At 71.7% G+C, this 26,291-nt stretch carries 18 protein-coding genes; 12 read left to right on the forward strand and 6 right to left on the reverse strand.

Annotation, left to right across the window (positions count from 1 at the left end; all coding sequences use genetic code 11):
- Nucleotides 1-92: 92 nt before the first annotated feature.
- The 3 genes from V5D56_RS03890 (at nucleotide 93) to V5D56_RS03900 (ending at nucleotide 3,581) form a co-directional block, all read left to right on the forward strand.
- Complete coding sequence (locus V5D56_RS03890) at nucleotides 93-788, forward strand: helix-turn-helix transcriptional regulator (protein ID WP_435737756.1); 696 nt, start codon at nucleotides 93-95, stop codon at nucleotides 786-788.
- Nucleotides 785-1,876, forward strand: a complete 1,092-nt coding sequence (locus V5D56_RS03895; RefSeq protein ID WP_435737757.1) for an inositol-3-phosphate synthase — start codon at nucleotides 785-787, stop codon at nucleotides 1,874-1,876. Before V5D56_RS03890 ends, V5D56_RS03895 begins: the two co-directional genes overlap by 4 nt.
- A gap of 373 nt (nucleotides 1,877-2,249) precedes the next feature.
- Complete coding sequence (locus V5D56_RS03900; protein ID WP_435737758.1) at nucleotides 2,250-3,581, forward strand: MFS transporter; 1,332 nt, start codon at nucleotides 2,250-2,252, stop codon at nucleotides 3,579-3,581.
- On the opposite strand, the gene V5D56_RS03905 is transcribed toward V5D56_RS03900, so the two are convergent.
- Nucleotides 3,582-4,805 (reverse strand): epoxide hydrolase family protein, encoded by a 1,224-nt coding sequence (locus V5D56_RS03905; RefSeq protein ID WP_435737759.1) that lies wholly within the window; start codon nucleotides 4,803-4,805, stop codon nucleotides 3,582-3,584.
- A gap of 443 nt (nucleotides 4,806-5,248) precedes the next feature.
- Between V5D56_RS03905 and V5D56_RS03910 the strand changes: the two genes are divergently transcribed.
- Nucleotides 5,249-6,739: an MDR family MFS transporter gene (locus V5D56_RS03910; RefSeq protein WP_435737760.1), complete on the forward strand. Its 1,491-nt coding sequence runs from the start codon at nucleotides 5,249-5,251 to the stop codon at nucleotides 6,737-6,739.
- 308 nt (nucleotides 6,740-7,047) lie between these two features.
- Here the strand turns inward: V5D56_RS03910 and V5D56_RS03915 are convergent, their stop codons facing one another.
- Complete coding sequence (locus V5D56_RS03915; protein WP_435737761.1) at nucleotides 7,048-8,646, reverse strand: CCA tRNA nucleotidyltransferase; 1,599 nt, start codon at nucleotides 8,644-8,646, stop codon at nucleotides 7,048-7,050.
- A gap of 58 nt (nucleotides 8,647-8,704) precedes the next feature.
- Here V5D56_RS03915 and V5D56_RS03920 point away from each other — a divergent pair, with 58 nt between their 5' ends.
- The 8 genes from V5D56_RS03920 (at nucleotide 8,705) to V5D56_RS03955 (ending at nucleotide 19,917) form a co-directional block, all read left to right on the forward strand.
- Nucleotides 8,705-9,451 carry an NUDIX hydrolase gene (locus V5D56_RS03920; protein ID WP_435737762.1) on the forward strand — a complete coding sequence of 249 codons (747 nt, stop codon included), beginning with the start codon at nucleotides 8,705-8,707 and terminating at the stop codon, nucleotides 9,449-9,451.
- Nucleotides 9,448-11,574 carry a DUF6049 family protein gene (locus V5D56_RS03925; RefSeq protein ID WP_435737763.1) on the forward strand — a complete coding sequence of 709 codons (2,127 nt, stop codon included), beginning with the start codon at nucleotides 9,448-9,450 and terminating at the stop codon, nucleotides 11,572-11,574. The genes V5D56_RS03920 and V5D56_RS03925 overlap by 4 nt, the downstream gene beginning before the upstream one ends.
- A gap of 80 nt (nucleotides 11,575-11,654) precedes the next feature.
- Nucleotides 11,655-13,484 (forward strand): murein biosynthesis integral membrane protein MurJ, encoded by a 1,830-nt coding sequence (gene murJ, locus V5D56_RS03930; RefSeq protein WP_435737764.1) that lies wholly within the window; start codon nucleotides 11,655-11,657, stop codon nucleotides 13,482-13,484.
- A 121-nt stretch (nucleotides 13,485-13,605) separates the two neighbouring features.
- Entirely contained in the window at nucleotides 13,606-15,564 is a 1,959-nt protein-coding gene (locus V5D56_RS03935; protein WP_435737765.1) for a protein kinase family protein, read from the forward strand.
- A gap of 319 nt (nucleotides 15,565-15,883) precedes the next feature.
- Nucleotides 15,884-16,924, forward strand: a complete 1,041-nt coding sequence (trxB, locus tag V5D56_RS03940; protein WP_435737766.1) for a thioredoxin-disulfide reductase — start codon at nucleotides 15,884-15,886, stop codon at nucleotides 16,922-16,924.
- A gap of 74 nt (nucleotides 16,925-16,998) precedes the next feature.
- A complete protein-coding gene (gene trxA / locus V5D56_RS03945) occupies nucleotides 16,999-17,331 on the forward strand; it encodes a thioredoxin (RefSeq protein WP_435737767.1) in 333 nt (110 codons plus the stop codon).
- A gap of 75 nt (nucleotides 17,332-17,406) precedes the next feature.
- Nucleotides 17,407-18,756 carry a PLP-dependent aminotransferase family protein gene (locus V5D56_RS03950; protein ID WP_435737768.1) on the forward strand — a complete coding sequence of 450 codons (1,350 nt, stop codon included), beginning with the start codon at nucleotides 17,407-17,409 and terminating at the stop codon, nucleotides 18,754-18,756.
- 96 nt (nucleotides 18,757-18,852) lie between these two features.
- On the forward strand, nucleotides 18,853-19,917 hold the full coding sequence (locus V5D56_RS03955; RefSeq protein WP_435738945.1) for a D-alanine--D-alanine ligase family protein: 1,065 nt from the start codon (nucleotides 18,853-18,855) through the stop codon (nucleotides 19,915-19,917).
- Nucleotides 19,918-20,528: 611 nt separating this feature from the next.
- Here the strand turns inward: V5D56_RS03955 and V5D56_RS03960 are convergent.
- The 4 genes from V5D56_RS03960 to rsmG all read right to left on the reverse strand — a co-directional run bounded on the left by V5D56_RS03960 (nucleotide 20,529) and on the right by rsmG (nucleotide 26,168).
- Complete coding sequence (locus tag V5D56_RS03960; RefSeq protein WP_435737769.1) at nucleotides 20,529-21,308, reverse strand: hypothetical protein; 780 nt, start codon at nucleotides 21,306-21,308, stop codon at nucleotides 20,529-20,531.
- Between the two features lie 1,303 nt (nucleotides 21,309-22,611).
- Entirely contained in the window at nucleotides 22,612-23,964 is a 1,353-nt protein-coding gene (locus V5D56_RS03965) for a ParB/RepB/Spo0J family partition protein (protein WP_435737770.1), read from the reverse strand.
- Nucleotides 23,961-25,388 (reverse strand): ParA family protein, encoded by a 1,428-nt coding sequence (locus V5D56_RS03970; protein ID WP_435737771.1) that lies wholly within the window; start codon nucleotides 25,386-25,388, stop codon nucleotides 23,961-23,963. The genes V5D56_RS03965 and V5D56_RS03970 overlap by 4 nt, the downstream gene beginning before the upstream one ends.
- Nucleotides 25,389-25,505: 117 nt before the next feature.
- Nucleotides 25,506-26,168: a 16S rRNA (guanine(527)-N(7))-methyltransferase RsmG gene (rsmG, locus tag V5D56_RS03975; RefSeq protein WP_435737772.1), complete on the reverse strand. Its 663-nt coding sequence runs from the start codon at nucleotides 26,166-26,168 to the stop codon at nucleotides 25,506-25,508.
- Nucleotides 26,169-26,291 lie beyond the last annotated feature (123 nt).

Raw genomic sequence — 26,291 nt, forward strand, 5'->3', positions numbered from 1 at the left:
GGGAGGACCTAACCTCTCGATGTATCGACTCGATACATCGAGTTCTTCGGCCGGTCGGCCGGCGAGGCGTGAGGCAGTCAGGAGGTGGGATCGTGCGCAGCAAGACACCGGTGCTCGAGACCGCGATCCTCGGACTGCTCAACGAGTCGCCGCTGCACGGGTACGAGCTGCGCAAGCGGCTCAACATCATGCTCGGCTCGTTCCGCGTGCTGTCTTACGGCTCGCTGTACCCGGCGCTGAAGTCGCTCGTCGCGCGCGGCCTCATCACGGGGACCGAGCAGACGGCGGCGCAGACGGCGCTCGCACCGGCCCTCTCGGGCAGGCGCGCGCGCATCGTCTACGAGCTGACCGCCGAGGGCAAGGAACACCTCCAGGACGTGCTGGCCTCCTCAGGGCCCGCCGCATGGGAGGACGAGAGCTTCGACGTCCGGTTCGCGTTCTTCGCGCAGACCGACGCCGAGACCCGCATCCGCATCCTCGAGGGCCGGCGCACCCGGCTCACGGAGAGGCTGGAGGCGGTCAGGGAGTCCGCGGCCCGCACCCGCGAACGGCTCGACGAGTACACGCTCGAGCTGCAGCGCCACGGACTCGAGCAGGTCGAGCGCGAGGTGCGCTGGCTCGACGGTCTCATCACCACCGAGCGCGACCGGACCTTCGGGCATCCCCGAGGGAGCGGCCGCGCACGACCCAGCAGCACCCCGCATCCTGCGGAACCACCCGAGCAGGAGCCCGACGGCGCACGGCGACCCGAGGACCCTGGAACTTCGAACACCAAGGAGCGAGGATGACCTCCATCCGCGTCGCCATCGTCGGCGTAGGCAACTGCGCATCGTCTCTGGTCCAGGGCGTGCACTTCTACCGTGACGCCGACCCGAGCAGCACCGTCCCGGGCCTCATGCACGTGCAGTTCGGCGACTACCACGTGTCGAGCCTCGAGTTCGTGGCGGCGTTCGACGTCGACGCGAAGAAGGTCGGCTTCGACCTCTCCGAGGCGATCAACGCCTCCGAGAACAACACGATCAAGATCGCGGACGTCCCGCCGCTCGGCGTGACCGTCCAGCGCGGCCCGACGCTCGACGGCATCGGCAAGTACTACGCCGAGACCATCGAGGAGTCGGACGCCGAGGCGGTCGACGTCGTCGCCACGCTCCGCGAGGCGCAGGTCGACGTGCTCGTCTGCTACCTCCCGGTCGGGTCGGAGCAGGCCGCGAAGTTCTACGCGCAGGCCGCGATCGACGCCGGCGTGGCGTTCGTCAACGCGCTCCCCGTGTTCATCGCGTCCGACCCGGAGTGGGCTGCGAAGTTCGAGGAGGCCGGCGTGCCGATCGTCGGCGACGACATCAAGTCGCAGGTCGGCGCGACGATCACGCACCGCGTGCTCGCCAAGCTGTTCGAGGACCGCGGCGTCGTGCTGGACCGCACGTACCAGCTCAACGTCGGCGGCAACATGGACTTCAAGAACATGCTCGAGCGCGAGCGCCTGGAGTCCAAGAAGGTCTCCAAGACCCAGGCCGTGACCTCCAACCTCACCGGCGCCCTCGCCGGCAAGACGGAGGACCGCAACGTCCACATCGGCCCGTCGGACTACGTCGCGTGGCTCGACGACCGCAAGTGGGCGTACGTGCGCCTCGAGGGCCGCGCGTTCGGCGAGGTCCCCCTGAGCCTCGAGTACAAGCTCGAGGTCTGGGACTCCCCCAACTCGGCCGGCATCATCATCGACGCCGTCCGCGCCGCGAAGATCGCCAAGGACCGCGGCGTCGGCGGCCCGATCCTCTCGGCGTCGACCTACTTCATGAAGTCCCCGCCGGTCCAGATGGAGGACACGAAGGGCCGCGCCCAGCTCGAGGCCTTCATCGCCGGCGAGGTCGAGCGCTGATCTGATCGCCCCGAGGTAGAGCTCTGGTCCGCGAGGTAGAGCCCTGGTCCGTGGGTGGGGCGTCGTCTCACCTGCGACCGGGGCGCTACCTCGCGGACCCACGCTCTACCTCTCGCGCCAGGGATTACCTCGCGAGGGCGGCCGCAGCCACGGCCTGCGGTGAGACGGCACCGGGAGGGCGGGTGGGCGCGCCGCGTCGTGGCGGGTCTGGCGGGAGCCGCGAGGAACGAGCGGCGGATGGTAGACGCGGCGCGCTCACCCGCCCGACCACCCGAGCCGACGACGCCCACAGACCACCCGAGCCGACCCACGCCGTCGCGCACGGGGGACAACCGCATGTTCCGGCCGCCACGACGAAACGTAGGGTGAACGTGTGGGTGTGATCTCCGAGCTCCGGGCGCTGCTGCGCCTCGGGGGCTTCCGTCGGCTGTTCGCGGTGCGGCTCGTGTCGCAGGCCGGCGACGGCATGTTCCAGGTCGGCCTGGCCTCCCTGCTGTTCTTCTCCCCCGAGTCGCAGGGCACGGCGGCGGCGATCGCGGGCGCGTTCGCGGTGATGCTCGCGCCGTTCACGATCGTCGGGCCGTTCGCGGGCGTGCTGCTCGACCGCTGGCAGCGGCGGCAGGTCCTCGTGTGGGGCAACGCGGTCCGCGTCGTCCTCACGCTCGGCATGGCCGTGCTCATGCTCTCGGGCGGCGTGAGCGGCTGGATCTATGCGGTCGGCCTCGCGGCGCTGTCCGTCAACCGCTTCCTCCTGGCCGGCCTGTCCGCGGGGCTCCCGCGCGTCGTCGACGGCCCGCTGCTGCTCACGGCGAACTCGCTGACCCCCACGCTCGGTGCCGGTGCGGCGTTCGTCGGCGGCGGTATCGGGTTCCTCCTGGGACTGACGTTCGAGCCGGGTCGGGTCAAGGACTCGTCCGCCCTGGTGTGCGCGGCCCTCGTCTTCGGCGTCGCGTCCCTCCTCGCGCTCCGGCTGGGCCGCACGCAGCTCGGTCCCGACCGGCCCGCCGAGGCCGCCATCACGAGCGAGATCGCGAAGGTCGCGCGTGGCCTGGTCGACGGCGCGCGCTACCTCGTCGCGCGCCGCACGCCCGGTCAGGCGCTGCTCGCGATGGCGACGCACCGGTTCTTGTACGGCGTCGTCTTCATCGCGTCGATCCTCATCTCGCGCAACCTCCTCGACCCCGGCAACCAGGACGCGGGCATGGCGACGTTCGCGATCGTCGTCGGGCTCACGGGCGTCGGCGGCGCGGGCGCGATGGTCCTGACGCCCACGCTCTCGCGGTACACCGGTCCGCAGGCGTGGATCGCGATCATGCTGCTGCTCGCCGCGGCGAGCCAGCTCCTGCTCGTCGCGACGCCGTCGCGCGCCGTGGTCTACACCGGCGCCGCGCTGCTCGGGCTCGCGGCGCAGGGCACGAAGATCGCCGTCGACACGATCGTCCAGCGCGACACCGAGGACGGGTATCGGGGGCGTGCCTTCGCGTTCTACGACGTCCTCTACAACGCGGCGTTCGTCGGGGCGGCCGCCCTGGCGGCGTTCACCCTGCCCGACACGGGCTGGTCCCGCGGGGTGTTCGTCGCGCTCGCGATCGCCTACGTGCTCGCCGCGCTCGTCCTGTGGACGCGCGGGGCGCGCCGTCCCGCCCCGGTGGCGGGCGCCGTCGTGCCCGACGCCGCAGCGACCTCGGGCACGACCCGCGCCTGATCAACCGGTCGGCGCGGCCGTCTGGTCGAGCTCGGCGGCGAAGGCCCGCAGGTCGTCGACGACGAGCCGCGGCTCCTCGAGCGCGGCGAAGTGCCCCCCGCGCGGCATGGTGGCGAACCGGCGGACGTCGAAGAAGCGCTCCGCGTACTCGCGCGGCGGCTGGGCGATGTCGCGCGGGAAGCACGCGAATGCCGTCGGCACCTCGAGGCGCGCGGACCACGCGGCGTCGTCCCCCTCGCCGGCCCACCCGGCGTCGGCCTCGCCGTCCGCGCTGCCCCACGACTCCGCACCCGACTCGTCGCCCCAGTCGGCGTCGGGGCCCTCGTTGTACAGCCGCATCGACGACCGGACCGAGTTGCCGACCCAGTAGAGCATCACGTTGGTGAGCAGGTCGTCGTCGGACGGCATGGTCTCGGACAGGTACGCGAAGTGGTCCACGAGCCACGCGGCGAGCCCGACCGGCGAGTCGCTCAGCCCGTAGGAGAGGGTGAGCGGACGGGTCGACTGGATCGCGACGTACCCGCCGTGGTTCGCGCTCCACGCGTCGATCGCCGCGAACATGGCCTGCTCGGCGTCGCTCGCGGTCTCGCGGTCGACGAGGAAGAGGTTGGGGAACGGCACGTCGGTGAGGTGGAGGCCTGCGACCTGGTCGGGGTGGGCGCGGGCTACCTCCTGCGCGACGACGCTGCCCCAGTCGCCGCCGTGCACGAGGTAGCGGTGGTACCCGAGCCCGGCCATGAGGCTCGCGACGACCTCGGCGCTCTGCGTACCGCTGAAGGTTCCTGCGTCCGGCTGCTCCGAGTAGTCGAACCCGGGGAGCGACGGCACGACGACGTCGAACACGATGGCGTCGGGCCCGACGGCGGGGTCGCGGCCGGTGAGGAGATCGACCACGTGGTCGTAGCGGTGGAACGAGTCCGCCCACCCGTGCAGGAGCAGGAGCGCGGGGGCGTCCGGTCGCACGGCGCGCTCGTGGATCGCGTGGACCTCGCGACCGTCGACCGTCGCGACGACGTGCTGGAGCCGGTTGAGGCGGGCCTCCTGCGCGCGCCAGTCGTAGCCGTCCGCCCAGTACGCGGCGAGGCGGCGCACGGTCGCGAGCTCCGTGCCGCGGGCCCAGCCGTCGCTCTCCGGCTCGGAGGGCCACCGGGTGCGGGCGAGGCGCTCGCGCAGGTCGTCGAGGACGGGCTGCGGGACGTCGATGGTGAACGGTCTGATCTCCATGATGGCCTCCGGGTGCTGCTGGGCTGACGGTTCACCTCGACGGTAGCGAGGGAAGAGGTCTGTTTCTGTCCTCTTCCCCGGCCTGGAGCGAACGGTTCTGCTGTCGGCGACACCGATGACTCCGACGCCGAAAAGGAGTCGTCTCGTCGGGTGGGAATAACGCAGGATGAGGATCGGTCGTACAGGGTACGGATCTTCGTGGCGGACGCCGCGAGGCCCGGCCGGCCCGACTCCACGGGCCTCTCGACCGACCTCCCCCGACACCGCCGTCGCGTGCCCTCGCACGCGACCTCCGGGCTGCCGCCGCGCAGCCCGACACCGCCCCTCGCCGGCCTGGACCGAGACCGGCGCACCGAACGACGCGAGCGGAGAACCCCGTGCCAGCCTCCCCCTCCCCCGACACCACGGCTCGACCCGTGCCCCGCGACGCGGTGACCGATGCCGTGACCGACGCTCAGGTGACCGACGCGCCGTCGCGCACCGCACCGCACGTCGGCGTCGACAAGCTCCCGCGCGAGGACTTCCTCGTCATCGCGCTGCTGCTCGTGTCCGCGTTCGTCGTGATCCTCAACGAGACGACGATGAGCGTCGCTCTCGCGCCACTCATGGACGACCTCGGCATCACGGCGAGCACCGGTCAGTGGCTCACGACGGCGTTCATGCTGACGATGGCCGTGGTCATCCCGGCGAGCGGCTTCCTGCTGCAGCGCCTCGGCACGCGTGGGGCGTTCCTCCTCGCGATGTCGCTGTTCAGCGCCGGCACCCTGCTCGCCGCGCTCTCGCCCGGCTTCTCCTGGCTGCTCGTCGGTCGAGTCGTGCAGGCGTCGGGCACGGCCATCATGATGCCGCTGCTCATGACGACGATCATGACGCTCGTCCCGCCCGCGATCCGCGGCAAGGTCATGGGCAACATCTCGATCGTCATGGCCGCGGCGCCCGCGCTCGGCCCGTCTCTCTCCGGCCTCATCCTCGACACGCTGAGCTGGCGCTGGGTGTTCGGCATCGTCCTGCCGATCGGCCTCGTCGCGCTGGTCCTCGGCTTCTTGTACGTACGGGACGTCGCAGACCGTACACACTCGCGCCTCGACCCGCTCTCGCTCCTGCTCGCCGCGCTCGCGTTCGGCGGCCTGGTCTACGGGCTGTCGAGCATCGGCGAGGCCGCGCGTCACACCCCGGTGGTGGCGCCGTGGATCCCGATCGTCCTCGGGGCGCTCGCCCTCGCGGTCTTCGCGTGGCGCCAGCTCGTACTCCAGCGCGAGGACCGCGCCCTGCTCGACCTCCGCGTGTTCGCCTCGCGCGGCTTCAGCGTCCCGCTCGGCATCATGGCCGTCGGCATGGTCGCGATGTTCGGCTCGCTCATCCTGCTCCCGCTGTTCCTCCAGGACGCGATGGGTCTCGAGCCGCTGCAGACAGGACTCATCGTCCTGCCGGGCGGTCTGCTCATGGGCCTGCTCGGCCCGACCGTCGGTCGCCTGTTCGACCGCGTCGGCCCCCGTCCGCTCGTGATCCCCGGCGTCAGCGTCGTGGCCGTCGCCCTCGGCGCGTTCACGACGATCCACGCGGACTCGTCGCCGTTCTTCGTCCTCGCGCTGCACGTCGCGCTGAGCCTCGGCCTCGCGTTCATGTTCACGCCGCTCTTCACGACGGCCCTGTCGTCGCTCCAGCCGAACCGGTACTCGCACGGCTCGGCCGCGATCGGCACGGTGCAGCAGCTCGCCGGCGCCGCCGGCACGGCGATGTTCGTCGCCGTCATGACCACGCGCTCGATCGCCTACGAGGCGGAAGGCGCCTCAGCGCAGGTCGCGCTCGCCGAGGGCGTCGGCGACGCGTTCGTCTGGGGCACCGCGGTCATGCTCGTCGCCGTCGGGCTGTCGTTCCTCCTGCGCCGCACCCCGGCCGCTCCGCACGGAGCCCCGGTCCCGTCCGGCCACTGACGAGCAGTCCGGCGCCGGACGAGGCCGGAGGCGCGTCGCCGTACCACCCCCGAGGTGGGCCGGACGCGCGCCGAACATGACGGGAAGGGCCCCGAAAGGGGGCCACACGTGACGGGACCGGCGCCGGACGGGACGGGCGCCGGACGAGGCCGGAGGGGCGGCCGTGCCGGGTCGTGGCGGGTCTGGCGGGAGCGGTGCGAGGAACGAGCACCGCGGATGGTAGACCCGGCACGGCCGCCCCGGAGCGCCTCGTCCGGCGCCACCCCAGGCCCGCTCCGACCCCGCCGTCCGGCCCGCACCGGCCCGAGTCAGGAGGCCGACGACTCCGGTTGCTCGGCCCACCACCGCAGCAGGTCCTCGCGCGCGACGTCCTCGTCGACCGGTCCGCGGTCGAGCCGCAGCTCGAGCAGGTGCTTGTACGCCCGGCCGACGACCGGACCGGGGCGGATGCCGAGGATCGCCATGATCTGCGCGCCGTCGAGGTCCGGCCGGACGGCGTCGAGCTCCTCCTTCGCGCGCAGGTCGGCGATGCGCTGCTCGAGGTCGTCGTACGACTCGCGCAGGCGCTGCGCCTTGCGGCGGTTGCGGGTCGTGCAGTCGGCGCGCGTGAGGCGGTGCAGCCGCTCGAGCAGCGGCCCGGCGTCGGTCACGTACCGGCGCACGGCGGAGTCCGTCCACGCGCCGTCGCCGTACCCGTGGAACCGCAGGTGCAGCTCGACGAGCCGGGCGACGTCCTTCACGACCTGCTTGTCGTAGCGCAGCGCCTTGAGCCGCTTCGCGACCATCTTCGCTCCGACGACCTCGTGGTGGTGGAAGCTCACGCCGCCGCCCTCCTCGAACCGCCGCGTCGGGGGCTTGCCCACGTCGTGCAGGAGCGCGGCGAGGCGCAGCACGAGGTCGGGGGCGGGGACGGCGCCGTCGGGCCCGGTCTCCTGCGCGATGGCCTGGTCGAGCACGGTGAGCGAGTGCTCGTACACGTCCTTGTGGCGGTGGTGCTCGTCGATCTCGAGCTTGAGCGCGGGGAGCTCGGGCAGGACGTGGTCCGCGAGGCCGGTGTCGACGAGCACCTCGAGCCCCCGCCGGGGCTCGGCCGCGCACAGCAGCTTGGACAGCTCGTCGCGCACGCGCTCGGCCGACACGATCTCCACGCGCTCGGTCATGAGGACGAGCGCGGCGAGCGTCCCGCCGTCGACCGCGAACCCGAGCTGTGCCGCGAACCGCGCGGCGCGCATCATGCGCAGCGGGTCGTCGTCGAACGAGCGCTCGGGGGCGATCGGTGTGCGCAGCACGCGGCGCTCGAGGTCCCCGAGGCCGTCGAACGGGTCGACGAACGTCATCTCCGGCACGCGGACGGCCATCGCGTTGACCGTGAAGTCGCGGCGCGACAGGTCGCCCTCCAGCGTGTCCCCGAACGCGACGACCGGCTTGCGCGATGCCACGTCGTACTCGTCGGACCGGTACGTCGTCACCTCGACGACGAGGTCACCCGCGGCGCCCGGCGGGGACGACGACGCCGGGTCGTGGCGGGTCTGGCGGGAGGACCCGAGGGACGAGGGTCCGGATGGTAGACCCGGCGTCGTCGTCCCCGCCGGGCGCCGCCTGCCGAAGCGCTTCGCGCCGATCGTGCCGAACTCCTTGCCGATGTCCCAGTGCGCGTCGCCCCACCGCGCGAGGATCGCCTGCGTCTCGTCGGGGGACGCGGACGTCGCGAAGTCGAGGTCGTTGCTCGCGCGTCCGAGGAACGCGTCCCGCACCGGGCCGCCGACGAGCGCGAGCTCGTGGCCTGCCGCGCGGAAGGCCTCGCCCAGCTCGATCGCGGCCGGCGCGAGCTCTGCGAGCACGGCGAGGGCGCGGCGCTGCAGCTCGAGCGCCGCGGGGGTCGGCTGGGAGGACGGTGGCGTGGGCACGACACCCAAGCCTGCCAGATCGGACGGTCGGCGAGGCGCCACTCGGTAGTGTTGGTGCATGTCCACCCCTGCGCGCGCCGACGAGCCCCGGAGGTTTCCGGGCGCCGACCGGCCGGGCGGCAGGGGGACGACGGCGGGAGACCGCGGGCACGAGCGTCCCGTCGCCGTCCCTGCACCGCCCGGTGGGCATCCCCTGCACATCGACCCTCGCGCCCGGGCCGTCCCGACGCCCGCGCCGCTGCCGGTCGTGGAGGAGGTGTCCGCCGGCGGGCTCGTCATCCACGACACGACCGACGGTCCGAGCGCCGCGGTCATCGCGCGCCGCAACCGGGGCGGCCGCCTCGAGTGGTGCCTGCCGAAGGGCCACCTGGAGGGCACGGAGACGCCCGAGCAGGCGGCGGTGCGCGAGATCGCGGAGGAGACGGGCATCCGCGGCGAGGTCCGCGAGCCGCTCGGCGTCATCGACTACTGGTTCACGGGTGACGACCGCCGCGTCCACAAGGTCGTGCACCACTTCCTGCTCCGTGCGACGGGCGGCTACCTCACGGTCGAGGGCGACCCCGACGGCGAGGCGGAGGACGTCGCGTGGGTCCCGGTCGCCGACCTGCCCGACCGCCTCGCGTACCCCAACGAGCGGCGCATCGCCCTCGTCGCGCACAGCGTCCTCGCCGGTCGACCGGCGAGGTTCCACGGGACGATCACGAGTAGGGTGACCGGGACGATCGTCCGCTCGTCCCGCCGGCCGACCGACGAGCCGGGCGGGCCGGTACCGCCCGCCCCACGGAGCCCCACCGACAACCCATGACGTCCTCCGACCCTCGCGGCGCGCGCGTGCACCACGCCGCCCCGGCCGTGCTGCTCGCGCTGCTCCTGCTCGTCCTCACGGTCCTCGCCCCGGTCACGAGCCGCGCGACGCCGTCCGAGGTGGGTGCCGACGTGACGCCGACGGACGGCCAGGTCACCGTCACCGTCGACACGCTCTCGCCCGGCGTGCTGTCCGCAGGCGGGACGCTCGCCCTGACGGCGACCGTCGCCAACGGGACGGACCGCACGCTCGAGGCGCCCGTGGTCGACCTCGGCGTCCAGCGCGGTGCAGCCGTGACCCGTTCGGCGCTCGACGCCTGGGCGACCGCCGACGCCTCGACGCTCCCGGGCAACCGAGCCGCTCGCGAGACGCTCGACCCGCTCGCACCCGGCGCGACGGCGGAGGTCTCCTTCTCCGTGACCGCGGCCGAGCTGAGTCTCGGCAGCGCGAGCGACTGGGGGCCCCGCGGACTCGCCGTCCGGGTGTCCGACGGCGGGGAGCGCCTCGCCGTGCAGCGGACCTTCGTCGTGTGGGCGCCGTCGGACGAGGTGCCTCCCGTGCGGCTGAGCGTCGTCGCCGCGGTCACCGGCCCCGCGGTCGACCCGGACCCGGAGACGTACGACGACGCGCTGTCCGCCGCCGTGGGGACCGACGGCGAGCCCGGTCGCCTCAGCCGGCTGACCGCGGCGACCGGGGCGACCCCGGAGATCGGCTGGGTCGTCGACCCGGCGCTCGTCGCGGCCGCGCAGGCGTCGCCGGACCCGGCGGTGACCGCCTGGGCCGGGGACGTCCTCTCCGCCACGGAGGGTCGGACGACTTTCGCGCTCCGTGCCTACGACCCGGACGTCGCGGCCTACGCGCACGCGAGCGTCGCGCTGCCGGAGGGCACACCGCTCCCCGGTGCGGACACTGCTCCCGCCGTCCTCGAGGACCCGTCGGCGACGGCGGACTGGCGGACGGACCTCGCGTGGCCCGCCGAGACGGTCCCGGACCTGCCGACCGTGACCCTGGCCGCGGCGTCGGGCGCGACGACGGTCGTGGTGGGTGGTGACGCGCTCGCCCCGGACTCGGCCCTGACGTACACACCGACCGGGACCGCGCGCGTCCCCACCCCTGCGGGCGACGTCACGGCCCTGGTCCCCGACCCGGTGCTCACCGGCCTCCTCGCCGCCGGCAGCAGCGCCGATCCCGTGACGACGCAGCGGCTGCTCGCCGAGACCGCGGTCATCGCGCGCGAGCGCCCGGCCGAGGCGCGGAACGTCCTCGTCGCGCTGCCGCGCGCCTGGGACCCGGACCCGGCGGCGTTCACGGCACGGCTCGCCGCGCTGCAGGCCGCCGCGTGGGTGGACGTCGTGCCGGTCGACGACCTGCTTGCCGCGCAGGTCCCGGACGTCGCGAGGACAGCGCTGCCGGAGAGCTCGCGCGGCACGGACGAGATGCCGGCGACGGAGCTCCGCACGCTCGTCCGCTCACGCGACGACCTCTCCGCGTTCGCCACGGTGGCGCCCGACCCGGCGGCACTGACGCGACCGCTCGAGACGGGTTTCGTCACGCCGACGTCGGTCGCGTTCCGCAGCGTGCCCGCGGCGCGGTCGGACGCGGTCCGGCAGGCCGAGCAGGCCAGCCGGTCCGTCACGGGGAGCATCTCGATCGTGCGCGGGTCCTCGATCCTGCTGCTCGCCGAGCAGCAGAGCCTGCCGGTCCGGCTGCAGAACGACCTCGCTCAGGATGCGGTGGTGCAGGTCGTCCTGCGCCCCGACGAGCCGCGCCTGAAGGCGCCCGACCGCAAGGAGGCGACGATCCCGGCCGGCTCCGAGGTCACCGTCCAGGTGCCCGTCGAGGCGGCAGGCAGCGTCAACGTGGTCGTGGACGTCGAGGTGGTCAGCGCGGCGCGTCCCGACGTGCGCGTGGCCGAGCCGCAGCAGTTCGTCGTCCGGGTGCGTGCGGACTGGGAGTCCGTCGGCACCGTCGTCGTCGCGGTCCTCCTCGCCGTCGGGATGATCGCCGGCATCTGGCGGACCGTGCGCCGCGGACGCTCGCCGCGCCGCCTCGCAGGGGCGACGGTCGACCAGCCCGCCCCTCCCCCGGACGACTCCTCGACCGACGGCGGGCCACGCCCGTGACCGGCGCACCGCGACACGTCCGCCCGCCGGGCGCGGGCCGCGGCGACCGGCCCGGCACGACGCCGGGTGCCGGCCGGGCGGTGCCGTCGCCCCTCCCCGGCGACCCCGCGGCGTCGAGCACGCCGGACGAGGTCGCCGAGGCCGGGACGACCGAGGCCCCGGCCGGTGGCGCACGCACGGGCGGGCTGGGCCGGTCGTCGGCGCTCATGGCGTCGGGGACGTTCGTGTCTCGCGCGCTCGGCCTGGTGCGCAACGTGCTCCTCGTCGCGGCGATCGGCACCACGGGCCTCGTCGCCGACGCGTTCGACGTCGCGAACAAGATCCCCAACGTGCTCTTCGCGATCCTCGCAGGCGGCGTGCTCAACGCCGTGCTCGTGCCGCAGATCGTGCGCGCCTACCGTGCCCACAACACGCAGGAGCGGCTCGACAAGCTGCTCACGCTCTCGGGCGTCGTGCTGCTCGCGATCTCCGCCCTGCTCACGGCCGGGTCGAGCATCCTCGTCGCGCTCTACACCGGCCCGGGATGGACGTCGCCCCAGATGTCTCTCGCCGTGGCGTTCGCGTTCTGGTGCACGCCCCAGCTCTTCTTCTACGGGCTGTACACGCTGCTCGGGCAGGTGCTCAACGCGCGTGGTCAGTTCGGGCCGTTCATGTGGGCGCCGGTGCTCAACAACGTCGTGTCGATCGCCGGGTTCGCGGCGTTCATCGCCGTCTACGGCCCTGCGGCGACGGGCAACGTCGACGACCTGTCGCAGTGGGACGGGCCGAAGGTCGCGCTGCTCGCGGGGACGGCGACGCTCGGCGTCGCGGCCCAGGCCCTCATCCTGCTGGTGCCGCTGTGGCGAGCCGGTTTCCGGTGGCACGTCCGGTTCGGCCTGCGAGGCATCGGGTTGCGGTCCGCAGGCCAGGTCGCGCTGTGGACGTTCGCGGCCGTGCTCCTCGAGCAGGTCGGCGTGCTGTTCACGACGCGGTTCGCGAGCGAGGCGCCACGCGCCGCGCTCACCGACGCGTTCGGTGCCTACGCCGACGACCCGGGCGCGCTCGGCGTCGTCACGGGCCTCACCGCCGGCGCCCCGGAGGCGTTCGCCGACTCGCTCACCGTCGCCGGGAACGCCGCCTACACGCAGGCGCTCATGATCTACCTGCTGCCGCACTCGCTCGTCACCGTGTCGATCGCGACCGCGCTCTTCACCGGGATGAGCGCCGCCGCGCACGCGGGCGACGTCGCGCGCGTGCGGCACGACCTGTCGCGCGGCGTCCGCACGGTCGGCGTGTTCACCGTCTTCGCGACCGCGGTGTTCGTCGTCCTCGCGCTGCCCATCACGAAGCTCCTCGTGCCGTCCGTCGACGCCGCGTCGGGCGCAGCCGTCTCCCAGGTCCTCGTCGCGATGGCGTTCGGCCTCGTCCCGCTCGGCGGCATGGTCCTCATGAAGTGGGTCTACTACGCGTTCGAGGACGGGCGGACCGTCTTCTGGATCCAGGTGCCGGGCACGATCGTGCTCGTCGGCGTGTCGTGGCTCGCGACGCGCACGCTCGACCCGCAGTGGTGGGTCGTCGGCGTCGGTGCGGCGATGAGCCTGTCCAACATCGTCGCGGTCGCGCTGCGGACGGTCGGCCTGCGCCGCACGCTGCGCGGTCTCGACGGCTTCCGGATCGTCCGCATGCACGTCAAGGCTGTCCTCGCGGCCCTCGTGAGCGCAGGCGTGGGCTGGGGCCTCCTCCAGCTCCACGGGCAGTTCCTCGGCGACCTCTACGGCCTGTCGTGGTGGCACGCCGTGCTCGTCGTCGGGGTGGTCGGTGCCGTCATGACCGCCGCGTACGTCGGTGGCCTCAAGGTGCTGCGCGTGCGCGAGCTCGACCAGCTCCTCGGACCGGTCCTCGGCCGCGTCCGACGTCTCGTGCGTCGATGAGGAGCGCGTGCGGCCCGCCGTACCGACAGACTCTGCGCCGGGCACCCCGATGGCGACCCGGGCATTCCGGGCCCGCGTACCATGTGGTGGTGTCGCCCACGAGTCCCCCGAAGGAGGTCCGGTGAACGGCGTGGCCCCCGGAACACTGCTCGTCGCCCGTTACCGGTTGGACGAGCAGCTCGCGTCCGACCTCGCCGACGTCACGGCCTGGTCGGCGCACGACCAGATCCTCGACCGGCCGGTGCGGGTGTCCCTCGTCACCGGCGCGCACGTCGCCGACGCGCTCGACTCGGCACGACGCGCCGCGCTCGTCGCCGATCCGCGCCTCACCCGCGTCCTCGACGTCGGGGCGGAGGACGGCGCGGCGTACGTCGTCACCGAGCCGTTCGTCGGGATCACGCTCGCCGAGGTCGTCGCGGGCGGCATCGTCGACCCGCAGCAGGCCCGCGCGATCGTCGGCGAGGCCGCCTCCGCGCTCGAGGCCGCCCGACGCCGCGGCGTGCACCACCTCGCGCTGCGGCCCGACGCGGTCCGCGTGGACGGCAGCCGCGTCGTCGTGACCGGGCTCGGCCTGGACGCGGGCGTCGCGGGCCAGGACCAGCAGGACCCCGACCGCACGTCCCGGGCGGACGCCGTCGGGCTCGTCGCGCTCCTCTACTACGCGATCACCGCGCGCTGGGCAGGCCCGTCCCTGGACGTCCCGTGGATCTCCGCGGACGCCATCCACCCGCTCCCCGCCCAGCTCTCGGGCGACCGCGCCCTCCCACCGTCCGCGGTCCGCACGGACGTTCCCGTCGAGCTGGACGAGCTGTGCAGCGAGACCTTCGCCGCCACCACGGGTGACGCCGCGTCCTGGACGGGCCCCGTGCCCGGCGGCGGTCCGAGCACGCCCGCCGACGTCGTCGCGGCGCTCGAGCCCTGGGGCGAGGTGTCCGTCGTCGCCGCGCTGCCCGCGTTCGTCCAGCCCGGGGCTGCCACCGCCGCCGCCGGCGTGAGCCGGCAGTCCGTCCGGACCGCGTTCGACGGCGGGGCGTCGGCCCCGCCCGGGACGCCGCCCCCCGCTCCCCCGGTCCGCCGGCCCGCGACCGGGCGGATCCACCGGGTCGGCGCCGTCCCCGGGACCGCCGGCTACGCCGCGGCGGGCTACGCGGCCGGGAGCGCGGCGTACGGCCAGGAGCCGATCGCCGGCACGACCGCGGTCGGGCCACCTCCGACCGGCCCGGTCCCCGTCCCGGCGCCGCCCGGCCCCGACCCGGCGACCACGCCGACCGAGGCCTACGCGACGCCCGCCTACGCCGCCCCGGCCGGCAACCCCGCCTCCCACGCACCGGCCGGCTATCCGCCCGCGATCCACGACCCCGCGGTCCAGCAGCCCGCCGAGCCGAGCGGCGGGGAAACCTGGGGCGAGCCCGTCCCGCGCCGTGGGCCGCGTCGCTTCAACGCGACGCCGTTCGTCCTCGTGCTCGTCGTCCTGCTCGTCGGTGCCGGCGTCTTCTGGGCCGTCAACACCGCGTTCGACGGCTTCTCCCCTCCCGTGCAGTCCGAGGGCCGGGAGACCAGCGGTGGAGAGACACCGACCGAGGGAGAGCCGGGCGCGACGGACGGGGGCGGAGAGGAGCCGGCGCCCGCGCCCGAGGTCCGGCCGGTCATCGCCTCGGCCCAGGCGCTCGACCCGCAGGGCGACGCCGATCCGGGAAACGAGGGCGAGCACCCCGAAGCCGTCGCGCTCGCCTTCGACGGCCAGCCCGAGACCTTCTGGTACACCCGCCGGTACAACAGCCCCGACTTCGCCGGGCTCAAGGACGGCGTCGGCTTCGCCGTCGTCCTCGAGGAGAAGGCCCCCGTCCAGACGATCGTCATCGACTCGGGCGTGAACGGCGGCAACGTCGAGATCCGCGCCACGTCGCCGTCCACCCCGACCGAGGGCGAGGTGCTGGCCTCCGGCCCGCTCTCACCCGGCGTGGAGTTCGAGTTCGCCGCGCCTGTCGAGGCCGAGTCGATCGTGCTGTGGTTCACCGCGCTCCCGCAGAACGCGGCCGGGGAGAACCGCATGGAGATCAACGAGATCCTGCTGTCCTGAGCACGGCGCGGGGCCGTACGTCGAGGCTCCACGCCCGCTGGACGGGCGCCCTGCGCGATCCGACAGTGGTCGGCTGTGTCCGACGTGTCCGGTTCGAGGCGTCCGGGCGTGTGCGGTTCGGAGCCGTCCGGGCGTGTGCGGAGCGGAGGCGACGACGTCCGTCCGCCTCGTGCGATCGCTGCCAGGTGGGGCCGCGCGCCCCGGGCGTCCGACGCCGTACCGTGGTGGCGTGGGGCCCGCCGCGGAACAGATGGGCCGCCGCAGGCGTTCACCACATCGCGCGGACGGTACGCCGCGCACCGACATCGAGGAGCATCACGTGACCGAGCAGCCGACCGTCGAGAACCTGATCATCGTGGGATCGGGTCCTGCTGGCTACACCGCGGCGATCTACGCGGCCCGCGCAGGCCTCGCGCCCGTGGTGCTGGCCGGATCGGTGACCGCCGGCGGTGCGCTGATGAACACGACGGACGTCGAGAACTTCCCGGGCTTCCCCGACGGGGTGATGGGTCCGGACCTCATGGAGTCGCTGCGCAAGCAGGCGGAGCGCTTCGGCGCCCGGGTCGAGTGGGACGACGCGACGTCGCTCGAGCTCGACGGCCCGGTGAAGACGGTCGTGACGGGCAACGGCGACACGTACCGCGCGCGTGCGGTGATCCTCGCGACCGGCTCTGCCTACCGTGAGCTGGGCATCGACGACGAGAAGCGACTGTCCGGCCGCGGCGTCTCGTGGTGCGCCACGTGCGACGGGTTCTTCTTCCGCGACCAGCACATCGCCGTCGTCGGCGGCGGTGACTCCGCGATGGAGGAGGCCACGTTCCTCACCCGGTTCGCGGAGAAGGTCACGATCGTGCACCGGCGCGACGAGCTGCGTGCGTCGAAGATCATGGCCGACCGCGCTCTCGCCGACCCGAAGATCGAGTTCGCCTGGAACTCCGAGGTCGTCGGCATCGACGGTGAGAACAAGGTCGAGGGCGTGCGCCTGCGCGACACGGTGACCGGCGCCGAGAGCGCCCTGCCCGCCACGGGACTGTTCGTCGCGATCGGCCACGAGCCGCGCAGCGAGCTCCTCGCGGGACAGATCGACCTGGACGACGAGGGCTACGTCAAGGTCGTCGGCCGCACCACCGCCACCAACCTGGCCGGCGTGTTCGCGTGCGGCGACCTCGTCGACCACACGTACCGCCAGGCCATCACCGCGGCCGGCTCCGGCTGCTCCGCCGCGCTCGACGCCCAGCGCTACCTCACCGAGCTCGCGGACCGTCTCGAGGACGCCGCAGGGCTGCCGCACTCCGCCGGCACGCCCGAGCAGCCGAACCCCGAGGAGCTTCCCGAGGCGCTCGCCGAGCTCCCGGCCTGACTCCTCGACGTCTTCCCCACCCACCCACGACGAGGGTCGTCCCCCCGTCGCCACCTCACCCCTGGAGGTCACGCATGGCCACCGTCCCCGTCACCGACGCCACCTTCCGCGACGAGGTCCTCGCGTCCGACGTACCCGTCCTCGTCGACTTTTGGGCCACCTGGTGCGGCCCGTGCCGCCAGGTCGCGCCCATCCTCGAGGAGCTCTCCGAGGAGTACGGCGACAAGATCAAGATCGCGAAGCTCGACACCGACGCGAACCCGGAGACCACCGGCGCCTACGGCATCGTGTCGATCCCGACGCTCAACGTCTACGTCGGGGGCGAGCTCCAGCGCTCGATCATCGGCGCCCGACCGAAGCGCGCGCTCGCCGAGGAGATCGACGCCGTCCTCGCCACGACGGCCTGACGCACCACTCTCACGACGCCGGAGGGCGGGCCGCCTCGCGCGGTCCGCCCTCCGGCGTCTTCACGGGATCCCCCGATGCGTCGTGCGAGACTGGGCGACGTGAGCGCGCCCACCCCTCCCCCGCAGCCGACCTCCGCAGGCACCCGCCTCGACCCGTGGTTCGGCGCCTACGCAGAGCGCGCGCACGGGATGAGGGCGTCGGAGATCCGCGCGCTCTTCGCGGTCGCGAACCGCCCTGAGGTCGTGTCGCTCGCCGGCGGGATGCCCTACCTCGAAGGCCTCCCGCTCGACACGATCGCCGAGACCATGCAGCGGCTCGTCGCGACGCGTGGCACGACCGCTCTGCAGTACGGCTCCGGGCAGGGCGACGAGTCCCTGCGCGAGCGCATCCTCGACATCGTCCGGCTGGAGGGCATCGACTGCCACCCCGACGACGTCGTGGTCACGACCGGGTCGCAGCAGGCGCTCGACCTCGTCACGAGGATCTTCATCGACCCGGGCGACGTCGTGGTCGCCGAGGCCCCGAGCTACGTCGGCGCGCTCGGCGTCTTCCGGTCCTACCAGGCCGACGTGGTCCACGTCCCCCTCGACGATGACGGACTGGTGCCCGAGGCGCTCGACGAGACGCTCACTGCTCTGGCCGCCGACGGCAGACGGGTCAAGCTGCTCTACACGGTGCCCAACTTCCACAACCCGGCGGGCGTCAGCCTCTCCGCCGAGCGACGACCCCGGGTGCTGGAGATCGCGCGGCGCCACGGTGTCCTCGTCATCGAGGACAACCCGTACGGCCTGCTCGGCTTCGACGGACAGACCCTGCCCGCACTCCGCTCCCTCGACGAGGACGGCGTGCTGTACCTCGGATCCTTCTCCAAGACGTTCGCCCCGGGTTACCGGGTCGGCTGGGTGGTCGCACCCCATGCGGTGCGGGAGAAGCTCGTCCTTGCCAGCGAGTCCGCGATCCTCTGCCCGTCGAACGCGTCGCAGCTCGCTATCGCGGCCTACCTGGACACCAGCGATTGGAAGGGCCAGATCAAGCAGTTCCGTGAGCTCTACCGCGAGCGTCGCGACGCGATGATCGGAGCACTGTCGGAACACCTTCCGACGGCGCGCTGGACGGTCCCCGAGGGCGGGTTCTACACGTGGGTCCGGCTCCCCGAAGGGCTCGACGCCCGGTCGATGCTGCCCCGAGCCGTCACGGCACGCGTCGCCTACGTCCCCGGCACCGCCTTCTACGCGGACGGCACGGGGGCCGACCACGTGCGCCTGTCGTTCTGCTTCCCCACCCCTGACCGCATCCGCGAGGGGGTGCGGCGCCTCGCCGGCGTCGTCAACGCCGAGCGCGAGCTCGTCGAGATCTTCGGGACCGGCGCCGCACTCGACCCGGACCTCACGGACGTCGAGAACCCCTCGCCCGACCTGGCCTGATCACCTCAGCCATCTCACCGTGGGCTCGCCGCGTGACTCCGCGCGAGCACTGTGACAAGGAGTCCTACCGTGGACACGACCGCCGGCACCCCCGCCGTGGCAGACCAGCGCACGTCGCGCACGACCGAGGGCGAGGCACGTCTCCCCGTAGAGCCGACCGGCGCGGATCCTCGCTCTGACCAGGGCCTTCACGCCCGTCCTGCGGGCGGGGCTGCCGAGCGCGCAGGCCACGTCGTCATCCTTGCCGGTGGCCTCTCGCACGAGAGAGATGTGTCCCTGCGATCCGGCCGACGCGTCGCGGAGAGCTTGCGTGCAGCAGGTCTCGAGGTGTCCGTGCACGACCTCGACGCGACGCTCCTGCCCTTTCTGGAAAAGCACCGGCCTGACGTCGTCTGGCCGCTCCTCCATGGAGCCAGCGGTGAAGACGGGTCCGTCCGAGACATGCTCGAGCTCCTCGGACTCGCCTACGTGGGGACCGGGCCCCGGCAGAGCCGCACCGCCTGGAGCAAGCCGGTAGCGAAGAGCACGGTCCTGGGTGCCGGGATTGCCACCCCCGAGTACGTGACGCTCCCGCAGAGCCTGTTCCGTGAGCTCGGCGCTCAGCCTGTCCTCGACGCCGTCGTGGCGCGTCTGGGGCTGCCGCTCGTCGTCAAGCCCACCCACGGTGGATCCGCCCTCGGGGTCACGCTCGTCACCTCGGCCGACGCACTCCCCCGCGCGATGGTGAACTGCTTCGCCTACGGCGAGGTCGCCCTGATCGAGCGTGCGGTGCAGGGCGTGGAGCTGGCGGTCAGTGTCGTCGACCTCGGCTCGGGGCCCTCTGCTCTCCCTCCCGTGGAGATCGTGACCAACGGCCCGTACGACTACGACGCGCGGTACAACCCTGGACGCACCGAGTACTTCGCACCGGCCCGCCTCGACGACGCCGTCCTCCAGTCGGTGCAGGACGTCGCTGTCCGTGCCCACACCTCTCTCGGGCTGCGTGACCTGTCCCGTACCGACGTCATCCTCGACGTCGATGGCGCGGTCCAGTTCCTCGAGGTCAACGTCGCCCCCGGGATGACCGAGACGTCGCTGTTTCCGCAGGCGGCACGTGCGGCCGGCGCAGATCTGCCGGCCCTGTACCGCGCTCTCGTCGACGTTCACGTCCGCGCGCGCTGAGCAACGGTGCAGCCGTTACCTTCTGGGTAGTGGCACTGCCGGTCCCACTGCGAGTGGTGCGAGGCGATCGCATGTTTCACGTGGAACGGTGCCGTTCGTGAGAGACCTAGGTGTTTCACGTGGAACGGTGCAGTTCGAGCGAGATCCAGGTGTTCCACGTGGAACGAAACGGTTTGTGCGAGCGGAAGCTGTTTCACGTGGAACGTGGCCTCTCGTGCGTCGCACAGTTTCAGGGGAATCGCCTTGGTCTGAAAGCGCGGCCCGCCTCGTCGAGCTGTCGCAGCCCTTCGCGCGGCGCGCGCACGTGGCATACATGCCGGCGTCAGTCCGGGGCCCGGTGCATCTCCCGGGATCGCCCGCGTCGTCGGCTCGCATCGACCGTAGGGAGTCGCCCCAGGCGCCACGACCGGACGCCATCCGGGTACCGGAGGATGATCACCCTCACTCTCGCCGGGTAGAGAAGGCACTCCCTGATCCAGGTGATGGTGCAGTTACGTCGGCCTCGCACGTCCTGCGGGATACCGGCACCGCGACCTCAGGTTGTGTTCGTGGACCAGAGCCGCCCTCACCAGGTGGCCCGCTTCCGGGGGCACGTGTATGCAGGCCCCCGGTCAGGAATGTGTGAGGCGAAGCTCGCCCACCGCGGCGCGCAGCGCTGCCGTCTCGGAGCCCCGAGCGAATGCCGGGATCCGCAGGAAGTCGGCGAGGTCAGTCCGGGAGAAGTCCTCGAGAGCCTCCGCCCGCCCGTCACGGATGGCCTCGACGATGCTCGGACCATGCACGAAGAGGGGGTCAGTGAGCCTGAGGTCGCCGCTCGGCGTCTGCAGGATGTTGCCGGGACGGACGTCTGCGCCACCCCAGAGCTCGAAATGACGCGCGCCAACCGCGAGGAGATCGTTGATCCGGCGTCGGAGGTCGACGATGTCGGGATGCCCCGCGAGCTCTCCGGACCTGTCAGGAGGTGCTGCGGTCGTCGCGTTGCCGCCGCCGTTGCCGCTGCTGCTGCTGCTGCTGCCGCTGCCGCTGCCGCTGCCGCTGCCGAGAGCCTCGACGAGACGCGACGACCGCGCCTCGTCGACCGGGTACAGGCGTTCCATGAGGACGACGTAGCCCTTGTGCCGCAAGGGGACGAGACCGTCGACACGGACGAGGAACTCGTTCGGCGAGCCAGCCAGGCATGCCTCGGCGAAGAGCCGGAACGCTGGATCAAAGGGAGTGATGCGCGCAGCCAGGGTGTCGTCCGGTGAAGCGAGCACCCAAGCCCAGTCCCCCGTTCCCGCGAGGTACCAACCGGCCGCCTCGAAGGATTCGCGCGCGGCATCAGCAGTGGACTCGGGATCGAGCGTAGGGATCACGAACCAAGGATCCGCCACCCGCACCGGGCGGGCCATGGCTTTTCCGCTGGACCGCCCTCTCGACGCGTCGACAGCACAGAATGGACCTCCACCCGCTCCCTGTCGCACCGTCGCGCCGTCCTCAGTAGCTCTTCCCCACCCGGGCCCGAAGAGAGTGCCATCCATCGTCGTGGTGAGACGGATCGGGCTGAGATGGCAGGTCTGACACACTCCTCGCGCTGCCGGCAGTCCGCGTTGCTCGCCCACAAGCGAGGCGTGTCTCGGGTACGCGGGAAGCTGTTTCACGTGAAACTGTGCCCGCGGCCGGGGCTTCTCCGCGCCGGATCCGACCAGAACTCCTGGGATCCGCGCCAACTGGCACCCAGGAGATGTTGGGAGGCCGTCCACGCGGATCACTTCGCCGCCAGCTGGCACCCAGGAGATGTTGGGATGCCGTCCACGCGGATCACTTCGCCCCATCCCGTCCCAAGGAGACGGTGAACTCTTCCTCCGGCGTTCGACCTGGGCGCGGGTCGCCGCAGACGCTCGTCGTTCCCAGCGAAGGCGCTCACACCGACGACGACACACCGCAGTCACAGCAGTCACAACAGTCACAACAGCAAGCCTCCGCCGCGGTAGACCTCCACCGCGGGATTTCGCGTCGCAGCGAATCTCCACCGCAGCGCTTCGCACCGCACCACCACGCACCGTGTCACATCTCCCACAGCACGCCTCACCATGAGGGCACAACCATGGGTCGGCCTCGCCGTGCACAATCTCACCACAGTCGTTGTCGTCATCGACACCGTCCCGTGTGCGCCGCACGAGGGCGATCGCTCCGCAAGCGCCCTCGCCCAGTCGCCCAGTATGGCTCATCGTGGGCGTTCACCCGATCTCACCTGGGCAATCACCCGGGCTCACTGTGGGCGATCCTCACGCTGGAGCGATCGTCGCCACAGTGACTCGCGGCGCGTTCGGCCGCGATTCGGCGGGCGTTTCACGTGGAACATCGGCACAGCGCGCCGCGGGTCCGGTCTGCTCCCCCACGGCTCCAGACCACCGTCGGAGCACCGGCCATGGGCGTCCGAGCGACCCAGTCACCAGGCGGCGGGATCACACCAACAGCCAGCCAGACACCGTCCTACAGCCACTACTCCCCATCGACAGGGCAGCGCTCAACGGCCTCGAGTAGTGGCGCGACCGGATCCCTCGACACCCGATGCGTGCGCCGTCACCTGAGCACGAAGACATGACTGGTGCTGGAACGCTCCACGCCGCCAGGTAGCTCGACCCGATCCCTGGGCCCCGCGGTTCGAGTCACGGGGAGATTGACGTGTCGCCCCCGCACCCGGCCGCCGGCCTACTGTCGAAGCAACCCCGGGTCCTCGGGAGCCATGACATCGAGAATTCGGTTCAGGTCCTCCACGGACGCGAACTCCACCGTCAGGCGACCCTTGTTCTTCCCGAGGTCGACCTTCACCCGCGTCTCGAACCGATCGGACAGGCGGGTTGCCAACTCGTCGATCGCAGCCGACCTCTGACCCGCTCGTGGCGTCCGGGCAGGGCGTCGCTCTTGATCCAAGCCGCCCATGGCGACAATCTCTTCGGTGGCGCGCACCGAGAGCCCTTCCGCGACGATGCGTTGCGCCAGCCGCTCGATCTCAGCACCATCGGTGAGGCCCAGGAGGGCGCGAGCGTGGCCTGCAGACAGCACGCCGGCAGCAACTCTCCGCTGGACCAGCGGGGGCAATCGCAAGAGGCGCAGGGTGTTCGAGATCTGCGGGCGGCTTCGGGAGATTCGCTCCGCGAGTTCTTCGTGGGTGCACCCGAAGTCGTCGAGGAGCTGTCGGTACGCCGCCGCTTCCTCGAGGGGGTTCAGCGCGCTGCGGTGCAGGTTCTCGAGGAGCGCGTCCCGCAGCAGGTCAGCGTCGTCCGTCTCACGCACGATCGCCGGGATAGTGGTCAACCCGGCGGCCTGGGTCGCACGCCACCGACGCTCGCCCATGATGAGCTCGTACGACGCGCTCTCCCCCGGTACCGGGCGCACCACGATCGGCTGAAGAACGCCGATTTCACGGATCGAGCCGACCAGTTCTTCCAGGTCAGCGTCATCGAACACCGTTCGAGGCTGGCGCGGGTTCGGCCGGATCGCCTCGACCGGGATCTCAGCGAATCGCGCACCCGGGACCGGCACCAGATCGTCCCCGACACCACCGGTCCATTCCAGGTCCGTGTCGACAGGGGCAGCCGTGTCGGACAACGACCGACTACCGTCGCTGCCAGGAATCCCTGCTGTTTCACGTGAAACCGACTCCACGTCGGCCTGAAGCGCGACGCCCTGCACCGCACCGTGCACATCGTCAGACGCCGGTTCGCCCGCGCCAACCGTCAGCTCTGTGGCGGTCGCCCTAACCTGAGCATCCTCGAGGGCTGCCAGCTCAGCAAGGTCCTGCTCCGACAGAGTGACCACACCGATCACGTCCGCGGGCCCAGGCGTTCCGTCGAGGGTGGCGACGGCCGTCTCCGCGCCGGCATCCTGTGCAGGATCATTGCTCGGCGTTGGCGCGACGTCCCCGATAGATTCCTTGTCCTGGCCAGCGCCGTCACTCGCCGGCGCACTGGGGAAGAACACATCGACTGGGCGCTTCCCCTCGGAGCTTGTCGGGATCAACGCACCGAGGCCGCGTCCCAGCCCGCGTCGCTTCTCACTCATCGCTGCTCCTCCAGTCGAACTGCCGCTCCACCGATCGACGCGGCGAACTCGTGACCGCTCGTCGTCGTCTGGACATCATCACGCTCTGCAGCCACAGCCACTACGACATCCGCCCCGTGCGCCACATCGTCCTGACGCCCACCCGGGGTTTCGGCGGCTCGATCTCTGTCCTCAGCTGGTTCTTCAGAGGACGCGAAGCCCGGTTCCGGGACATTCGTCTCGTGACTCCCTGAGTTGGTTTGGTGTTCTCCCCGGCTGACGTCGTCGATCTGCGAGGGCTCTACGACAGGCGGTTCGGCGCTCTGCGCCGTTCGTGATGCTCGATCCGCCTCGACATCCGCCTCGGGATCACGCGCTGCGTCACCCGCGCCTCGCGACCCCTCGTCCCCGGCTGAGGTGACGGGAGGTCCAACACCCGGGCCACGCTGGGTCAGCTCGCGCGCTGCTTCGAGGTAGGCCAGTGCACCGGTCGATCCTGCGTCGTAGGTCATGACCGTCTGTCCGTGACTGGGCGCTTCAGAGATCCGCACCGATCGGGGAACGGTCGTTCGGAGCGTCTGGTCGGGAAAGTGCTCACGCACCTCAGCCGCGACCTGTTGCGCGAGATTGGTTCGGCCGTCGTACATGGTGAGCAGGATGGTTGACACGTGCAGGCCTGGGTTCAGGTGGGCCTTGATCAGTTCGATGGTCTTGAGAAGCTGGCTCAATCCCTCGAGTGCGTAGTACTCGCACTGGATCGGAATGAGCACTTCGCGCCCGACGACGAACGCGTTGAGGGTCAGGAGACCAAGACTCGGTGGGCAGTCGACCAGCACGTAGTCGATCGGGTCGAGACCTGCGGCCACGCGCTCCTCGAGATAGACGTCGAGCGCACGGCGCAGTCGTGTTTCACGTGAAACCATCGAGACGAGCTCGATCTCCGCACCGGAGAGATCGATCGTCGCTGGGACGCACCACAACGTCGGTATGTCGGGGCACTGCTGAACCGCTGATGCCAGCGGCGAGCCGTCCACGAGGACTTCATAGATCGACGGCGTGCCAGCGCGGTGATCGACTCCCAGGGCCGTCGAGGCGTTGCCCTGCGGGTCGTTGTCGATGACCAGCACATTGAGCCCGGCCTGCGCCAGGCCAGCGGCGATGTTCACCGTCGTCGTGGTCTTCCCGACGCCGCCCTTCTGATTGGCGACGGTGATGATCCGCGTCGCAGCCGGCCGGGGAAAGCGCCGACCCTGGAGGTCGATCCGCCGTCGTGCGTCGATGGCGAGCTGTGAGGCGAGGGGTGTGCTCTCGTCTGTCTGAGGGAGGCTCGCCATGAGAGCAGCCCGCCGATCGTCCTCGGCCGGGACGCTGGCCTGCAGGAGACTAGCGGCATCACCGTCCCAGCCCGTAGCACCGGAATGGATCTCGTGGGTGCTCTCGGTCACGCGCCTCTCCCTCTTCGAAACTCCGACCAGCAGCTGCCGAGCCGAGATACCGGGCATCGAACAGATCCCAGACGCCCCCGTCCTGCGTCCCAGCGTCGATCTCGGGACGCTTCGTGCTCAGCGAGACCCAGTCTGCCGCACGATGCGGACGACGGTGGTGCTCTCCACACCGGGGAGCGTCGGCGCGTCGATGATCTCGGGCTCAGAGCCCTTGAGCTTGCGGATGGCCTTGCGCGCCGGGTCGACCTCCTGGGCGACGTTTCGGCCCTTCAGCACGATCATCTCGCCGCCGGGACGCACCAAGGGCATGGACAACCGGACGAGCTTGTCGAGCGATGCCACAGCCCGAGACGTCACGGCATCGCACTCGAACGCGCCATGGAACTCCTCGGCCCGCCCCCGCTTGACCTCGACGTTGGTCAGGCCCAGATCTTCGGCGATCTCCGTCAGCCAAGCGCATCGCCGCTCCATCGGCTCGACCAGGTAGACCGTCGACTCCGGGCGCAGTGCCGCGATGACGATGCCCGGAAGTCCCGCACCGGACCCGATATCAGCGATCAGGCCTCGCTCGGGAAGGAACGGAACCACGGCTGCAGAGTTCAGGATGTGGCGGTCCCAGATGCGGGGCACCTCGCGCGGACCGATCAGACCCCGGAGCTCCCCCTCGCTCTCGAGGCGACCTGCGTAGGCCGCGACCTGCGGATAGGCGTCACCGAAATATGCCGCCAGCGCCGACTCGTCGAGCTGTGATCCGAGCCCGGCGCCCGTCTCAGCATCCATGAATCTGTCGCCCTCCCTCGTTCGTGTATCGGGCCCATCGTTTCACGTGAAACCCGCCTTGCGACCTCCCGGTGCCCCAACGCCGAGCGCCCCCTGTTTCACGGGAAACAGGGGGCGCCCGGG

This window comes from Cellulosimicrobium sp. PMB13, assembly GCF_051294865.1.
Taxonomy (GTDB): Bacteria; Actinomycetota; Actinomycetes; order Actinomycetales; family Cellulomonadaceae; genus Cellulosimicrobium.

Bases quoted from the DNA above. Each gene is read 5' to 3' on its own strand.
- V5D56_RS03905 (WP_435737759.1), bottom strand. From the start codon at position 4,805: ATGGAGATCAGACCGTTCACCATCGACGTCCCGCAGCCCGTCCTCGAC.
- V5D56_RS03960 (WP_435737769.1), bottom strand. From the start codon at position 21,308: ATGGCCCGCCCGGTGCGGGTGGCGGATCCTTGGTTCGTGATCCCTACG.
- rsmG (WP_435737772.1), bottom strand. From the start codon at position 26,168: ATGGATGCTGAGACGGGCGCCGGGCTCGGATCACAGCTCGACGAGTCG.
- V5D56_RS03895 (WP_435737757.1), top strand. From the start codon at position 785: ATGACCTCCATCCGCGTCGCCATCGTCGGCGTAGGCAACTGCGCATCG.
- V5D56_RS03950 (WP_435737768.1), top strand. From the start codon at position 17,407: ATGCGTCGTGCGAGACTGGGCGACGTGAGCGCGCCCACCCCTCCCCCG.
- trxA (WP_435737767.1), top strand. From the start codon at position 16,999: ATGGCCACCGTCCCCGTCACCGACGCCACCTTCCGCGACGAGGTCCTC.
- V5D56_RS03920 (WP_435737762.1), top strand. From the start codon at position 8,705: ATGTCCACCCCTGCGCGCGCCGACGAGCCCCGGAGGTTTCCGGGCGCC.
- V5D56_RS03965 (WP_435737770.1), bottom strand. From the start codon at position 23,964: ATGAGTGAGAAGCGACGCGGGCTGGGACGCGGCCTCGGTGCGTTGATC.
- V5D56_RS03925 (WP_435737763.1), top strand. From the start codon at position 9,448: ATGACGTCCTCCGACCCTCGCGGCGCGCGCGTGCACCACGCCGCCCCG.